12 protein-coding genes and 5 tRNA genes (1 of these 17 cut by a window edge) are annotated in these 16,249 nt (G+C 55.6%); 2 read left to right on the top strand and 15 right to left on the bottom strand.

Annotated elements, in window-relative coordinates; translation table 11 throughout:
- The 9 genes from RTM13_RS08010 to nagB form a co-directional block, all read right to left on the bottom strand.
- Positions 1–20, bottom strand: a tRNA-Gln gene (locus RTM13_RS08010) (it extends 155 nt beyond the left edge of the window).
- A 48-nt stretch (positions 21–68) separates the two neighbouring features.
- Positions 69–142 (bottom strand) — tRNA-Met (locus tag RTM13_RS08015).
- A gap of 56 nt (positions 143–198) precedes the next feature.
- A tRNA-Gln gene (locus RTM13_RS08020) sits at positions 199–273 on the bottom strand.
- Positions 274–295: 22 nt separating this feature from the next.
- Positions 296–380, bottom strand: a tRNA-Leu gene (locus tag RTM13_RS08025).
- A 9-nt stretch (positions 381–389) separates the two neighbouring features.
- Positions 390–466, bottom strand: a tRNA-Met gene (locus RTM13_RS08030).
- 240 nt (positions 467–706) lie between these two features.
- Positions 707–2,368 (bottom strand): asparagine synthase B, encoded by a 1,662-nt coding sequence (gene asnB / locus RTM13_RS08035; RefSeq protein ID WP_312211555.1) that lies wholly within the window; start codon positions 2,366–2,368, stop codon positions 707–709.
- A gap of 288 nt (positions 2,369–2,656) precedes the next feature.
- Positions 2,657–3,877 (bottom strand): N-acetylglucosamine repressor, encoded by a 1,221-nt coding sequence (locus tag RTM13_RS08040; RefSeq protein ID WP_312211556.1) that lies wholly within the window; start codon positions 3,875–3,877, stop codon positions 2,657–2,659.
- Positions 3,878–3,885: 8 nt separating this feature from the next.
- A complete protein-coding gene (gene nagA, locus RTM13_RS08045) occupies positions 3,886–5,034 on the bottom strand; it encodes an N-acetylglucosamine-6-phosphate deacetylase (RefSeq protein ID WP_312211557.1) in 1,149 nt (382 codons plus the stop codon).
- Positions 5,035–5,055: 21 nt separating this feature from the next.
- On the bottom strand, positions 5,056–5,856 hold the full coding sequence (nagB, locus tag RTM13_RS08050) for a glucosamine-6-phosphate deaminase (RefSeq protein WP_312211558.1): 801 nt from the start codon (positions 5,854–5,856) through the stop codon (positions 5,056–5,058).
- 324 nt (positions 5,857–6,180) lie between these two features.
- Here nagB and nagE point away from each other — a divergent pair, with 324 nt between their 5' ends.
- Both nagE and glnS read left to right on the top strand, forming a co-directional pair.
- Positions 6,181–8,133, top strand: coding sequence for a PTS N-acetyl glucosamine transporter subunit IIABC (gene nagE, locus RTM13_RS08055; RefSeq protein WP_312211559.1), 1,953 nt, complete (start codon positions 6,181–6,183; stop codon positions 8,131–8,133).
- Positions 8,134–8,303: 170 nt separating this feature from the next.
- Positions 8,304–9,971, top strand: a complete 1,668-nt coding sequence (gene glnS, locus RTM13_RS08060; protein ID WP_312211560.1) for a glutamine--tRNA ligase — start codon at positions 8,304–8,306, stop codon at positions 9,969–9,971.
- 92 nt (positions 9,972–10,063) lie between these two features.
- Here the strand turns inward: glnS and RTM13_RS08065 are convergent, their stop codons facing one another.
- The 6 genes from RTM13_RS08065 to RTM13_RS08090 form a co-directional block, all read right to left on the bottom strand.
- Positions 10,064–11,113 (bottom strand): ABC transporter permease subunit, encoded by a 1,050-nt coding sequence (locus RTM13_RS08065; RefSeq protein ID WP_312211561.1) that lies wholly within the window; start codon positions 11,111–11,113, stop codon positions 10,064–10,066.
- An 18-nt stretch (positions 11,114–11,131) separates the two neighbouring features.
- A complete protein-coding gene (locus tag RTM13_RS08070) occupies positions 11,132–12,661 on the bottom strand; it encodes a sugar ABC transporter ATP-binding protein (RefSeq protein WP_312211562.1) in 1,530 nt (509 codons plus the stop codon).
- Positions 12,662–12,671: 10 nt separating this feature from the next.
- A complete protein-coding gene (locus tag RTM13_RS08075) occupies positions 12,672–13,283 on the bottom strand; it encodes a DUF2291 domain-containing protein (protein ID WP_312211563.1) in 612 nt (203 codons plus the stop codon).
- A gap of 45 nt (positions 13,284–13,328) precedes the next feature.
- Positions 13,329–14,264, bottom strand: coding sequence for a D-ribose ABC transporter substrate-binding protein (locus tag RTM13_RS08080; RefSeq protein WP_312211564.1), 936 nt, complete (start codon positions 14,262–14,264; stop codon positions 13,329–13,331).
- A 77-nt stretch (positions 14,265–14,341) separates the two neighbouring features.
- Positions 14,342–15,283, bottom strand: a complete 942-nt coding sequence (locus RTM13_RS08085) for a transketolase C-terminal domain-containing protein (RefSeq protein WP_312211565.1) — start codon at positions 15,281–15,283, stop codon at positions 14,342–14,344.
- Positions 15,276–16,130, bottom strand: coding sequence for a transketolase (locus tag RTM13_RS08090; RefSeq protein WP_312211566.1), 855 nt, complete (start codon positions 16,128–16,130; stop codon positions 15,276–15,278). Before RTM13_RS08090 ends, RTM13_RS08085 begins: the two co-directional genes overlap by 8 nt.
- Between the last annotated feature and the right edge of the window lie 119 nt (positions 16,131–16,249).

Here is a 16,249-nt window from a genome sequence, read left to right on the forward strand (position 1 = left end):
TACCGCTTGGCGATACCCCAACAATTTTTTACGTCATAAGCATCTTAAAGATACTCATCAGAATAGAGTGGCTACTACGGGAATCGAACCTGTGACCCCATCATTATGAGTGATGTGCTCTAACCAGCTGAGCTAAGTAGCCAAATTGTACTGCTAGTTACTCAAGACAAACGTGTTACACACGAGAGTCAAAAAAAGTGGCTGGGGTACCTGGATTCGAACCAGGGAATGCCGGTATCAAAAACCGGTGCCTTACCGCTTGGCGATACCCCATCCGTGCAACGCTTACTGGGAATGGTGCGGGAGGCGAGACTTGAACTCGCACACCTTGCGGCGCCAGAACCTAAATCTGGTGCGTCTACCAATTTCGCCACTCCCGCAAAAAAAGATGGTGGCTACGACGGGATTCGAACCTGTGACCCCATCATTATGAGTGATGTGCTCTAACCAGCTGAGCTACGTAGCCATCTTTTTTTCGCGTTACCTTATCGGCGTTGCGGGGCGCATTATGCGTATTGGGCCTTTCAGCGTCAACACCTTTTTCATCGAAAATTGCCGGAATGTGACTGTTTGGTTAGGTTGCGAACAGCCTGGCGTATAATTCGGCAATTATTGGTTATATCTTGATTTTAATTGAGAGATAACAGGATCAAAACCCACAAAAACGGGTCCCGCAGGACCCGCTATTATCACGCTACTTTATCTATCAGTAGGCGGACTGGTGAACGCCTACCGCACGGCCTGATGGATCGTTCATGGTTTTGAACGCTTCATCCCACTCAATCGCTTTGGCAGAGGAGCAGGCGACGGATGGACCGCCAGGCACGCACTCGGCAGCGCTGGCAACCGGGAACAGCTCTTCAAACACTTCACGGTACAGGTACGCCTCTTTAGAGGTCGGCGTGTTGTACGGGAAGCGGTAGCTGGCGGTCTCCAGCTGCTGGTCGCTCACCTGCTGTGCTGCCACCTCTTTCAGGGTGTCGATCCAGCTGTAGCCTACGCCATCAGAGAACTGCTCTTTCTGACGCCATGCTACGCTTGCCGGCAGGTAGGATTCGAAGCACTCACGCAGCACATGTTTTTCCATTTTGCCGTTGCCGCACATCTTATCCTGCGGGTTGATACGCATTGCCACGTCGAGGAAGTTTTTATCCAGGAAGGGCACACGCGCTTCTACACCCCAGGCCGACATCGCTTTGTTGGCGCGGGCACAGTCAAACATATGCAGCGCCTGCAGCTTACGTACGGTCTCTTCATGCAGCTCTTTAGCATCCGGCGCTTTATGGAAATAGAGGTAACCACCGAACACTTCGTCAGAGCCTTCACCGGACAGCACCATCTTGATGCCCATCGCTTTGATCTTACGTGACATCAGATACATCGGCGTTGAGGCGCGGATGGTGGTCACGTCATAGGTCTCAATGTGGTAGATCACGTCGCGGATGGCGTCCAGACCTTCCTGCACGGTGAAGTGGATCTCGTGGTGCACGGTACCCAGATGTTCAGCAACCGCCTGGGCCGCTTTCAGATCCGGTGCGCCTTCCAGGCCCACGGCAAAGGAGTGCAGCTGCGGCCACCAGGCCTCTGACTGCTCCTGATCTTCCACGCGGCGTGCGGCAAACTTTTTAGTGATAGCAGAAATAATGGATGAATCGAGACCGCCGGAGAGCAGCACGCCGTACGGGACGTCTGACATCAGGTGGCTCTTCACCGCATCTTCCAGCGCCTTGCGCAGCTCGGCTTTGTCAGTCACGTTGTCTTTTACCGCATCGTACTCAAACCAGTCGCGCTGGTAGTAGCTACGGATCTCACCGTCCTGGCTCCACAGGTAGCTACCTGCCGGGAACTCCTTGATGGTGCGGCAGACCGGTACCAGAGCTTTCATTTCAGACGCCACGTACATGTTGCCGTGCTCGTCGTAGCCCATGTACAGCGGGATGATGCCGATATGGTCACGGCCAATCAGGTAGGCATCTTTTTCGCTATCGTAAAGAACGAAGGCAAACATGCCCTGCAGCTCGTCGAGGAACTCTGGACCTTTCTCCTGATAGAGCGCCAGGATAACTTCGCAGTCGGAGCCGGTCTGGAAATCGTAGCGATCGCCGTACTCGGCGCGCAGAGCCTGATGGTTGTAGATTTCACCGTTAACGGCCAGAGCATGGGTTTTTTGGGCGTTGTAGAGCGGCTGTGCGCCAGCGTTGACGTCAACAATAGAGAGACGTTCGTGGGCCAGAATCGCTTTATCGCTTGCGTATACGCCGGACCAGTCAGGACCGCGATGGCGCATCAGGCGAGAGAGCTCCAGCGCTTTTTTACGCAGTTCACCTGCATCCGTTTTAATATCCAGTACGCCAAAAATTGAACACATAACCTTCTCCGTTAACCCTGTTAGTTTGCCGACGTTGCGTCATCGCGTTGTCTTATTGCTTGATTAAGAAAATGCCGGAAAGCGCAGGCGGGCGCAAGGGTTTTAGCGGGGCGAGATTAAAAAGTGCAATGGCCATTGCCGAATAGTGAAAAAAGCACAGGGTTAAGGATGGTTTATTGATGATTATGCATTTTTAAGGTGTTTTTTTTGATGAAGGAGCCACGCGTATGGGCATGGCTCGGTCCTATAGGCCCGCGCAAGCGGAGCGCCGCCGGGCGATGGGCAGGGTTACTCTTCCAGCAGATGCTGCAGCAGCGAGCCGTTGAGCATGGCGCGTTTTACCAACGCAAAGGCACCGATGGCCGAGCGGTGATCCAGCGTCGAGCGCACCACCGGCAGATTTTTGCGAAACGCCTTCAGCGCCTGGGTATTAATGCAGCCCTCAATAGCGGGCAGCAGCACCTTTTCTGCCTCGACAATCTCACCGGCAATGACAATTTTCTGCGGATTAAACAGGTTTATGGCGATGGCAATGGTTTTGCCCAGGTGACGACCTACGTGCTCGATGACCTCACAGGCCAGCGCGTCACCTTTGTTGGCGGCTTTACAGATCGCTTTGATTGAGCAGTCGTCCAGGGTGATGCGGCTCTGGTAGCCCTGTTCAAGCAGATGGCGTACTCGCTGTTCAATAGCGGCATTTGCCGCCACGGTCTCCAGACAGCCGAAGTTACCGCAGTGGCAGCGCTCGCCCAGCGGCTCGACCTGAATATGGCCGATCTCGCCGACGTTGCCGTTACGGCCGATAAAGATACGCCCGTTAGAGATGATACCGGCCCCGGTTCCGCGGTGGACGCGCACCAGGATCGAGTCCTCACAGTCCTGGCTTGCACCAAAGTAGTGCTCGGCCAGCGCCAGGCTGCGGATATCGTGCCCGACAAAACAGGTCACCTTAAAACGTTTTTCCAGCGCGCTAACCAGTCCCCAGTTCTCTACCTGGATATGCGGCATATAGCGGATCACGCCGCTCTCCGGATCCACCAGCCCCGGTAGGATCACCGAGATAGCAATCAGCTCGCGGGTTTTACGCTGGCAGGTATCGATAAAGGTGGCGATGGTGTTCAGCAGGGCGTGCTCTAACGTCTCCTGGGTGCGCTCCGGCAGGGGATAGTGCTCTTCTGCCAACACCTTGCTGCTCAGATCGTAGAGCGTCAGAGTAGTATCGTAGCGGCCAAGGCGCACGCCAATCGCATTGAAGTTACGCGTCTCGGTAATAATAGAGATGGCGCGGCGACCTCCGGTCGAGGCCTGCTGATCGACCTCTTTAATCAAACCGCGCTCAATAAGCTGTCGCGTGATTTTGGTCACGCTGGCGGGGGCAAGCTGGCTCTGCTCAGCAATCTGGATCCGCGAGATGGGGCCATGCTGATCGATCAGGCGGTAAACAGCCGCGCTATTGAGTTGTTTTACGAGGTCAACGTTACCAATTTGAGCTTGTCCGCCTGATGTCATACTTTCACTTACTCGATGATGACCTCGTTACCATTAACGATGGTCTTAATTACTTTAAAGTCGTGGGTAAACGCGGTCAGGTTCGCCACCATGCCCGGTGCGATACTGCCTAACTGTTTATCAACGCCGATGGCGCGGGCCGGGTAGAGCGTTGCCATACGCAGCGCTTCGTCCAGCGCAACGCCAACGTGCTCGACAAGATTGGCTACCCCTTCGATCATGGTTAATGCCGAACCGCTCAGGGTACCGTTCTCATCTACACAGAGTCCATTACGGTAGTATATTGTTTTACCAGCAAAAATGAATTCGTCAATGACTGCACCCGCCGCAGCGGTGGCATCAGTGACCAGGCACAGCTTATCGCCTTTCAGGCGTTTCGCCATCCGAACGTTAGTAAAATCAACGTGTAAGCCATCAACAATAATGCCGCAGTAGACGTCTGCGTCATCGAGGATCGCGCCGATTAACCCCGGTTCGCGTCCGGTGATGTAAGGCATGGCATTGAAAAGGTGAGTAGCAAAGGTGATACCCGCGCGGAAACCGGCTTTCGCCTCGACGAGGGTCGAATTAGAGTGGCCGGCAGAGACCACAATCCCGGCTGCCGCCAGCTTGCGGATCACGGCAGGATCGACCATCTCCGGAGCCAGGGTCAGCTTGGTAATCACATCGGCATTGGCGCAGAGAAAATCGACCAGATCGCTGTCCGGGCGGCGCACAAAGTCAGGATCGTGGGTGCCTTTTTTCACCACGTTGAGCCACGGCCCTTCGAGGTGCAGACCCAGCGCCTGGTGCGGATACTTAGCCAGGTAGTCGCGCATCACCTGCACGCCCTGTTTCATCAGGTCATCGCTGGTGGTGATGAGCGTCGGTAAAAAGCTGGTGCAGCCCGACTGTTCGTTGGCACGCTGCATAATCTCCAGCGTCTCTACGCTCACCGCCTCGGCGGTATCGTTAAACTGTACGCCGCCACAGCCGTTCAGCTGCAGGTCGATAAAACCGGGGGCCAGATATGCACCGTTGAGCGAGCGCTGCTCAATCGTTGGCGGCAGGTCTGCCTGCGGGCAGAGTCGGTCGATTAGACCATCAACGACGATCAGCGCGTGATCGTCCAGAGTTTCATGGCCGGTAAAGATACGGCACTGGGTTAAAGCATACATAACGACCCCCGGGTAAAAATGTTACAGACCTTTGATATTTTCCGCTTCTAATTCAGTGAAGTATTTGAGCGTCTTCACCTTTAGCTCCATCGTTGACGGTTCGTCGCACACCACCACCGCTTTCGGATGCAGCTGCAGGCAGCTGATCGTCCACATGTGGTTAACGTTGCCTTCTACCGCCGCCTGCAATGCCTGCGCCTTGACGTTGCCTAATACCAGAATCATCACCTCTTCGGCATCCAGCAGAGTGCCTACGCCAACGGTCAGGGCATATTTCGGCACCTGATTGACGTCACCATCAAAAAAGCGGGAGTTTGCCACGCGCGTGTCATGAGTCAGGGTCTTAATACGGGTGCGGGAGGCCAGCGAGGAGGCCGGTTCGTTAAACGCGATGTGCCCGTCGTTGCCTACGCCACCCATAAACAGGTGAATTTTGCCGTAGGCACGAATTTTTTCTTCATAACGGCGACATTCTGCGTCAATATCCGGCGCATTACCATTGAGCAGGTTGATATTTTCTGCGGGAATATCAACGTGATCGAAAAAGTTGCGGTGCATAAAGCTGTGGTAACTTTCCGGGTGCTCTTTTGGCAGACCAACATATTCGTCCATGTTGAAGGTCACGACGTTCTGGAAGCTGACCTGGCCCGCTTTATGCATTTCAACCAGCGCTTTGTAGGCGGTAAGCGGCGTGCCGCCGGTGGGCAGGCCAAGAACAAACGGACGATCCGCAGTAGGTTTGAACGCGTTGATGCGGTTAACGATATGGCGGGCGGCCCATTTACCGACCTGTTCGGCACTCGTCAGGGGGATCAGTCTCATTGTTTACCTCTACACAGTGTGAAATTAACGTTGGCGAACTGCTGCCTGTACGCTTTAAGCGTAACCCAGATTGCGCCATGAGAGGGGCAGTTCGTCCTGATTTTTTGAATCATAAAATAAGTTTTCGTTCTTAGCCAGTAACCAGGAGTGTAAATAACGATATTTGGTGATTGTAATCACAAAAAATGCGCGTTTAATTTGCGAGGCGAATTAAATTTCCACACACTTGAACAGTCTGCGTAAAACGACCGCATTACAGGGTTGGTTTAACTATAAAAAATGGTTAGTGATGAGGCTCAGCGGAGTTTCACAGGGGGGTATAAAATGAATATTCTTGGTTTCTTCCAGCGACTGGGGCGAGCGTTACAGCTCCCTATCGCTGTGCTGCCCGTCGCGGCCCTGCTGCTGCGATTCGGTCAGCCCGATCTGCTTAACGTCCCGTTTATTGCCCAGGCGGGCGGGGCAATTTTTGACAACCTGGCCCTGATCTTCGCTATCGGTGTGGCCTCGTCGTGGTCAAAAGACAGCGCAGGCGCGGCAGCGCTGGCCGGTGCGGTAGGCTACTTTGTGATGACCAAAGCGATGGTTACCATCAACCCGGCCATCAATATGGGCGTGCTCTCCGGTATCATTACCGGCCTGGTGGGCGGGGCGGTCTATAACCGCTGGTCCAACATCAAGCTGCCTGAATTCCTGAGCTTCTTTGGCGGCAAACGCTTTGTGCCGATTGCCACCGGCTTCTTCTGTCTGATCCTGGCGGCCATCTTTGGCTATGTCTGGCCGCCGGTGCAGAACGCTATCCATGCTGGCGGGGAGTGGATTGTCTCCATGGGCGCGGTCGGCTCCGGTATCTTCGGCTTCGTTAACCGTCTGCTGATCCCGACCGGTCTGCATCAGGTGCTGAACACCATCGCCTGGTTCCAGATTGGCGAGTTTACTAACGCCGCAGGCGTTGTCTTCCACGGTGATATTAACCGCTTCTACGCAGGCGACGGCACCGCAGGCATGTTCATGTCCGGCTTCTTCCCGATCATGATGTTTGGTCTGCCTGGTGCGGCGCTGGCGATGTACTTCGCCGCCCCGAAAGCGCGTCGCCCGATGATTGGCGGCATGCTGCTCTCCGTGGCTATCACCGCCTTCCTGACCGGTGTTACCGAGCCGCTGGAATTCCTGTTCATGTTCCTGGCTCCGCTGCTGTATCTCCTGCACGCCGTACTGACGGGCATCAGCCTGTTTGTTGCGACCGCGCTGGGGATCCATGCGGGCTTCTCCTTCTCTGCGGGCGCAATCGACTATGCGCTGATGTATAACCTGCCTGCTGCCAGCAACAACGTCTGGATGCTGGTGGTGATGGGCCTGCTCTTCTTCGCCATCTACTTTGTGGTCTTTAGCTTCGTTATCCGCGCGTTCAACCTGAAAACGCCGGGCCGCGAAGAGACCGACGACGCGGTGGTCACCTCTGAAGCCAACAGCAATACCGACGAGGGTCTCGAACAGCTGGCGACCAGCTACATCGCCGCCATCGGTGGTACTGACAACCTGAAAGCGATCGACGCCTGTATTACTCGTCTGCGTCTGACCGTGGCGGACTCCGCCCGCGTTAACGACGTGCAGTGTAAGCGTCTGGGCGCGTCCGGCGTGGTGAAGCTTAACAAGCAGAGTATTCAGGTGATTGTCGGCGCAAAAGCGGAATCCGTAGGCGATGCGATGAAGCGTGTGGTTGCCCGTGGCCCGGTGGCCGCAGCCGCCAGCGTCCAGCCCGCAACTAACGCCCCGGCCGCCGCGGTTAAACCGCAGGCCGTGCCGAACGCCGTCACCGTTGCCGCGCTGGTATCGCCGGTGACCGGTGAGGTTGTTCCGCTGGAGCAGGTACCTGATGAAGCCTTTGCCAGCAAAGCGGTTGGCGACGGTGTGGCGGTGAAACCGACGGGTAAAACCGTGGTCTCCCCGGCCGCCGGTACCATCGTTAAGATCTTCAACACCAACCACGCTTTCTGTCTGGAAACCGAAAAAGGCGCGGAGATTGTAGTCCATATGGGCATCGACACCGTTGCGCTGAACGGTCAGGGCTTTACACGCCTGGTGGAAGAGGGCGCGGACGTGGTCGCGGGCCAGCCGGTGCTGGAGATGGATCTCGACTATCTGAACGCCAATGCGCGCTCGATGATTAGCCCGGTGGTGTGCAGCAACATCGACGATTTCAGCGGTCTGGTCTTCCAGGCTGAAGGTCAGGTCGTTGCAGGCCAGACCCCGCTGTTTGAGGTGAAGGGTAAATAGCCGTAACGTACGGTTAAACAGCGGCGGAGCCTGTCTCCGCCGCTTTTTTTTGCCCGGCGTACGGCGATCCCCCCGCCATTAACGCTTTTTGTTGATCTAAGGGTTGTCTCCGCGTCCCGCTTATAAGATCATGTTCCGTTATACGTTGTTTACGTTTTGAGGAACCCGCGATGAGTGAGGCAGAAGCCCGCCCGACTAACTTTATTCGCCAGATTATTGATGAAGATCTGGCCAGTGGTAAGCACAGCACGGTTTGCACCCGTTTTCCGCCGGAGCCGAACGGCTACCTGCATATCGGTCATGCAAAATCTATCTGCCTGAACTTCGGTATCGCCCAGGACTATCAGGGGCAGTGCAACCTGCGCTTTGACGACACCAACCCGGTGAAGGAAGATATCGAATACGTTGATTCGATCAAAAATGATGTGCAGTGGCTGGGTTTCCACTGGTCGGGTGACGTTCGCTACTCCTCTGACTATTTTGACCAGCTGCATAACTACGCCGTCGAGCTGATCAATAAAGGCCTGGCTTACGTTGACGAGCTGTCACCGGAGCAGATCCGCGAATACCGTGGCACCCTGACCGCGCCGGGTAAAAACAGCCCGTTCCGCGATCGTAGCGTTGAAGAGAACCTGGCGCTGTTTGAAAAAATGCGTGCCGGTGGCTTCGAAGAGGGCACCGCCTGCCTGCGCGCCAAAATCGACATGGCCTCGCCGTTTATCGTGATGCGCGATCCGGTTCTGTACCGCATTAAGTTTGCCGAGCACCACCAGACCGGCAACAAGTGGTGCATCTACCCGATGTACGATTTTACCCACTGCATCAGCGATGCGCTGGAAGGCATTACCCATTCACTCTGTACGCTGGAGTTCCAGGATAACCGTCGTCTCTACGACTGGGTGCTGGATAACATCACCATTCCGGTTCATCCGCGCCAGTACGAGTTCTCGCGCCTGAACCTGGAATATGCGGTGATGTCCAAGCGTAAGCTGAACCTGCTGGTGACGGATAAAATCGTTGAGGGCTGGGACGACCCGCGTATGCCGACCATCTCTGGTCTGCGCCGTCGCGGCTACACCGCCGCCTCCATCCGCGAGTTCTGCAAACGCATCGGCGTGACCAAGCAGGACAACACTATTGAGATGGCGTCGCTGGAGTCCTGTATTCGTGAAGATCTCAACGAAAACGCCCCGCGTGCGATGACCGTTATCGATCCGGTGAAGCTGGTTATCGAGAACTACCCGCAGGGTGAGAGCGAAGTGGTGACCATGCCGAATCATCCGAACAAGCCGGAGATGGGCAGTCGCGAGGTGCCGTTTAGCGCTGAGATCTGGATCGATCGTGCTGATTTCCGCGAAGAGGCGAACAAGCAGTACAAGCGTCTGGTGCTGGGTAAAGAGGTGCGTCTGCGCAACGCCTACGTGATCAAAGCCGAGCGCGTAGAGAAAGATGCGGAAGGCAACATCACCACCATCTTCTGCTCCTACGATGCCGAGACCCTGAGCAAGGATCCGGCTGACGGGCGCAAGGTGAAGGGGGTGATCCACTGGGTCAGCGCCGCGCATGCGCTGCCAGTTGAGATCCGTCTCTACGATCGTCTGTTCAGCGTGGCGAACCCGGGCGCGGCAGAGGATTTCCTCGCCACCATCAACCCGGAGTCGCTGGTGATCAAGCAGGGCTACGCCGAGCCGTCCCTGAACGCCGCTGAAGCTGGCAAGGCGTACCAGTTCGAGCGTGAAGGCTACTTCTGCCTCGACAGCCGCTACTCCACGGCGGAGAAGCTGGTGTTTAACCGCACCGTTGGCCTGCGCGATACCTGGGCTAAGATCGGCGAGTAAGTTACTCCCGCTCGGAAAAGAAAAACGCCGCTCATGCGGCGTTTTTTATTGCCCGGTGGCGCTGTGCTTACCGGGCCTACAAACACCTGGGCTTACGTAGCCTCAGCCTGCAATTTTTTCTCGTGACGGCGCAGCAGCACCACTTTGCTTTGCAGACGCTGCTGGAACTGATCGATAACCACCGCAGTGACAATCACCAGGCCCTTAATCACCATCTGCCAGAAGTCGCTGACCCCCATCATCACCATCCCGTCAGCGAGGAAAACGATGACGAATGCACCAATGATCGAGCCGGAGACACGGCCTCGTCCGCCCGCCAGCGCAGTTCCGCCCAGCACGGTTGCGCCGATAGCGTCCATCTCAAACATATTCCCGGTCATTGGGTGAGAGGTTTGCAGCTGGGATGCCACAATCAGCCCCACCAGCGCCGCGCACAGGCCGGAAAAGGCGTAGACAAATACTTTAACTTTGATGATAGGCACGCCTGCCAGCCGCGCAGCAGATTCATTCCCGCCGATGGCGTAAATATAGCGGCCCAGCGGGGTCTTGCGGGTCATATAGAGACCCAGCAGCAGGAAGCTCACCATCAGCCAGATGGGAATATAGATGCCGAGGATCGTGCCGGAGCCTAGAATCGCAAAACCGGTATTGCCTAACTCAGGCATGCCCACCAGGTTGGCATAGGTGCTACCGTCGTTAAACAGCAGCGCCGCGCCGCGGGCAACGTACATCATGCCGAGAGTACAGATAAAGGGCGCGACACCGAGACGGGTGATCACCGCCCCGTTGATCAGGCCCAACAGAATACCAAAACCGGCGACCAGCAGGATCACTTCCGGCACGTTAAAGAAGATAATCTGCTCGCCCCAGATCGGCAGGCCGTTGGTTAACAGCGCCCCGGCAACCATGCCGCACATGCCCGCCACCGCGCCGACGGAGAGGTCGATACCGCCGGTAAGGATCACCAGTGTCATACCAATCGCCAGCAGGCCGGTAATCGCCACGTGCTGGGTCATGATCAGCAGGTTCGACATGGTCAGGAAGTTGGGCACCATCACGCTGAAGAAGCCCATGACGATCAGCAGGGCAATGAAGGTGCGCGCTTTGAGCAAATACATGTAGATCATATACTTTTTGTTCATTTCTCTCTCCAGCAGACATCAGTCTTGCGGTGTAGAAGCGCTGATTAATTTTTCCCGCGTCACGGAAGCGCGCGGTAAATCTGCGGTGATACGGCCATCGGCCATAACCAGAACCCGGTCAGCCAGCGCCATGACCTCATCCAGCTCGGAGGAGGAGAACATAACGGCCAGCCCCTGATGCGCCATTTTGCCAATCAGATGATAAACATCGGTTTTCGCGCCAACGTCAATGCCGCGTGTTGGCTCATCCAGCAGGACCACTTTAGGCCCGGTCATCAACGCTTTACCCAGTACCACCTTTTGCTGGTTGCCGCCGCTTAGCGAGGTAATGGGCAGCTCCGTGTCGCCGGCCTTAATCGCCAGCTGCTCGACCATGTGGTTGACCTGCTGCTCCTCTTTAACCGGACTGAGCAGGCGCAGGGCGCGACGAAAGCCCAGCAGGCTCAGGTCGGTCAACGTCATATTGCTTTTGATCGACATAAGCTGTACCACGCCTTCACCCTGGCGATCCTCCGGCACGAGGGTGATACCGCGCTTCAGCCTCTGCTGGAAAGAGCGCTTGTCCAGACTTTCACCATCAAGATTGATGGTGCCCGACTGGCAGCCCATCATCCCGACTAAACCCTTAAACAGCTCCGTACGTCCCGCGCCGAGCAGGCCATAGATGCCGATAACTTCCCCTTTGCGCAGGTCAAAGGAGACGTCATTCAATTTATAACCGCCGTTCTGGTGCAGCGCGGTCAGGCCGTTCACCTTGAGAATGGTCTCGCCATGCGCGGCGGGGCTGTAGTCAAAATGTTTTTTCTTGTCTCCGACCATCTGCTCGATGATCCAGGGGACGCTGGCCTGCCGGACGGGACGCTCGCTGATAAAGCGGCCATCGCGGAAGATGGTAATGTGATCGCCAATCTCCATCAGCTCCTCCAGCCGGTGGGAGATATAGATAATGGTGACGCCGCGGCGCTTAAGCTGGGCGATGACGTTAAACAGCACCCGCACTTCCGACTGGCTTAATGCGCTGGTGGGCTCGTCCATGATCAGCACCCGCGTATCTTTAGAGAGGGCGCGGGCGATCTCGACCAGCTGTTGATGGCCGATCCCCAGCTCGCCCAATGGCGCGTAGGGATCGACGTTCAGCTCCAGCCGCTCCAGCAAAGATTTAGCCAGCTCGTACTGGTATTTTTCGTTAATCACGCCGCGCTGGAAAAACTCATTGCCAATGAAGATGTTGTCCATCACGTTCATATTGGGGAAGAGGTTCAGCTCCTGGAAAATAATGCTGATACCGTGCTTTTCCGCCTCGTGAGTGGAGCCGAGCGTGACCCGCTGCCCGTCCAGCAGGATCTCGCCGGAGGAGGGCGTCTCAACGCCGGCCAGCATTTTCATCATCGTTGATTTACCCGCGCCGTTCTCGCCAATCAGCACGTTGACCTGATTGCGATATACGCGGTAGTTCACGTTATCGAGTGCGACTACGCCAGGATAAACACGAGAGAGGTCGCGAGTCTCAATAATCACCTCATCCCGCTGGGTCTGTTGCTCATTCATAACCCTCTCCTCACTGCCGTGTGATAGCTGCAGCTGTCACGTCTGGAATGGTTTGCGGGATATCCCAGGCGGCAAATACCCCGGAAATCGTGACTTTGTCCCCGACGGCGGGCTTGAAATTCACCATCATTTCTGAAGCCTGTTGGTTGATAGCCTTACCGTAATCGCCATACAGCACCTGATCGTTAAAGTCCTGATAGCTTGCACCTTTATAACCATCCCGCAGGCTGGTGCCGCGAATAATCGGTCCCATCTGGACTACGATCTCTCCACCCTGTTCATCGCGTACCGTCATCTTCCCGCTGCGGGATTTGGTATTGACCTTGGTCACTTCACCGGTAATACGCACGCTGAAGACGCAGGGGTTTTCGCTCTGGCTGCGGTAGCCGTCTTTACTACAGGCCTCATCAAAGCTCTTCTCGGCCTGTAATGTTTTCAGCAATTCAGCGACAGGTTTAGCCTCACGCACATACTGCGGCACAATCTTTTGCTGCCAGGTTTGCTGAATGTTGGCCATTTGTGGATTGGGAGGATTTTTAAGATCGGCCAGCTCTTTCTGCGATACGATACGGCAACCGCCAAGCGCTAAAACGATCAATGCCAGCGCGAGTTTTCTGTGCATTCTTTACTCCTTTGCGCCCGCCGAAGCGGGCGCAGCAACGGGTCATCAGGATTTGAAATTGAAGTCTTGAACTCCTGAGGCGTTGTCAGGGGTAATTAAAATGCCGCGGAACATGACGCGCTGTTTCTCAGGCTTGGTCCCTTTTTGGATAAAGTTATCAAGATCCGTTACGCCCTGGGCGGCGATCGCCTGGGCCTGCAGCATCACCGTCGCTTTGAGGGTGCCAGCTTTGACGGCTTCGCGCTCGTCGTTGCTGCCGTCGATGCCGACGACAATCACGTCGTCACGGCCCGCAGATTTCAGCGCGGCAATAGCGCCCAGCGCGACCGGACCGTTGCCGCAGATGACGCCTTTTACATCCGGGTGCGCCTGCAGGATGCTGTCCATAATGCGCTTGCCGTCAATCAGGGTGCCTTTAGCATCCTGTCGTGCAACGCTCTGCATATCCGGATACTGATCCAGCACCTGGTGGAAGGATTTAGAGCGGGTGACGCAGTTGTTGTCGGCCAGGTTACAGGTCAGCTCGGCATACTTGCCTGTCTCTTCCATTTTTTCGACAAAGACGTTAGCCACGTCAGAGCCTGCCTGGAAGTTGTTATGGGTGATCTGTTCCAGCGCGATGTTATCAACCGGAATTTCACGGTTGATTAACACCACCGGAATGCCCGCGTCCTTGGCTTTTTGAATGGCGGCCACGCTCGCAGTTGAGTCAGCGTTATCGAGAATAATACCCTGAACTTTTTTGCCGATAGCAGCGTCAATAAGCTCGCTCTGCTTTTTGACATCTTCGCCGTGCGACAGCACGCTGGTGGTGTAGCCCAGCTCTTTCGCTTTCAGATCGGCCCCTTTCGCTTCTGCCGCGTAGTAGGGGTTATCCAGCGAGTTGACCATGATCATGATGGTGCCTTTTTCAGCGGCAAACGCGTTCGCCGTAAATGCGCAGGCTGCTGCCACACTTAAAAACAGGAATTTCGTTTTCATAAGATGTTCTCTCAAAATGTAAGTTATGGCGGTTCGACAGGTGTAGGGTTGTCGTTTATTACGTACTTTTGTTAAAACTATCTGTTAATAAGCGCCAGGGTCTGATTAACGATCCCCACCACATCAAAACCGTGGTATGCCCGCATATCTTTGCGATCGGCAGCAATAGCGTATTCGCCGTCAGGAATGCCTAGCCGTTTAAGAACCGCGCCGTGGCCGTTTTCAGCCAGCACTTCCGCGACGATGCTGCCTACGCCCCCGTTCACGTTATGCTCTTCGACGCTGATAATATGTTTAACGCCCTGCAAAGCGGCAAACAGCGCGTCGCGATCTAAGGGACGAATAGAGGGAACGTTAATCACCTTCGCCGAAATACCCTGTTCCGCCAACTGGGCAGCGGCATCAACGGCTTCATGAACGGTGGAGCCCATAGCGACCAGCGCAATCTCATCGCCTTCGCTCAGAACATCTACCGCACCGGGGGCAAAGGTGTAACTTTCATCGTGCAGTTCAGGTAGCGCTTTACCGTCCATGCGAATGTAGACCGGGCCAACGTGCTCCAGGGCATACTCAATGATTTGGCGGCACTCCAACGGTGATGAGGGGGCAAAGATCTGGATATTGCCAAAGCCGCGCATCACGGAGATATCATCAATCGAGTGGTGGGTGCTGGCCAGCGGGCCATAGCTGGCTCCAGCGTTCAGGCCAAACAGCTTCACGTTGGTGTTGTTGTAGCAGATATCGACTTTCACCTGCTCGTTGGCGCGTGAGACAAGAAACGGCGCGGCGTTACAGGTTACAGCGATTTTTCCGCCCAGCGCCAGCCCGGCGGCAGCCCCGACCAGAGTCTGCTCGGCGATGCCGACGTTGACGATCCGATCCGGAAACTGCTTCATAAAAGGCGAGATCTTGGCGGTTGACGTCGAGTCAGCCACGACGGGAACCAGGTCGACGCCTCTCTCAACCGCATTAATGAAAGCTTCAACCATCACGTTTGCAAGATGTTCTGAATTACTCACTTTTCATGCCCTCTTCGATCAGATCGTTCAGTTCGCTCATTGCCAGCCCGATTTCGTCGCCCTTAGGTACGCGATGGTGCCATTCCGGTTTGCCAGCGATAAAGGAGACGCCTGCGCCCTTGGTGGTATGGGCGATGATGACGTTAGGTTTTCCGGTCTGGGGCAGATTCTCCAGCGCGTTGACCACGGAGGCCATATCATTGCCCTGGCACTCGGTCACCTCCATGCCGAAGGCGCGCCATTTTTCATCCAGCGGATCGGTACACATGATGTCTTTGGTCGCCCCCGCCAGCTGCAGACCGTTTTTGTCATTGATAATGACCAGGTTATCCAGCTTGTAGTGGGCGGCGACCATGGCGGCTTCCCAGTTACTGCCCTCTGCCAGTTCACCATCGCCGGTGATCAGGAAGATACGGCGCTTGCTGTTGTTACGTTTGGCAGCCAGCGCCAGGCCGACGGCCACCGGGAAACCATGCCCCAGCGCGCCGGTATTCAGCTCAATGCCTGGCGTTTTTTGCTTAACCGGGTGTCCCGGCAGGTGAGAGTTGGCGTGCTGATAGGTTGAGAGCCACTCCACCGGGAAATAGCCCGCTTCAGCGAGAACACAGTAGTAGCAGCCCACGGCATGACCTTTGGACTGGATGTAGATATCACGCTCTTCATCGTCCTGGCGGTCAACGGCGCAGTCGAGTACGCGAAAGTAGAGCGCCGTTAACAGTTCGACCTGCGAGAGATCGGCCCCGGTATGACCGCCAGCCGGGCTGTTGGCATTCAGGGAGATGATGTGGCGGCGCACTGCGCGGGCTTTGTTTTCAAGCTCGGGTACAGAAAGTAAGAACGGATTCATCGAACTCCTCCGAATTATTATGCGGCTCTGAATATATATTCAGCCGGGTTCAAAAAAATGGATCCCTGGCCGCTGCTCCAGGTTTCCCTGACCGTGAGTGAATAGTGATCCGTAGTGCT

It is taken from the genome of Pseudescherichia sp. (genome assembly GCF_031979925.1).
In the GTDB taxonomy this organism is placed as follows: Bacteria; Pseudomonadota; Gammaproteobacteria; order Enterobacterales; family Enterobacteriaceae; genus Pseudescherichia.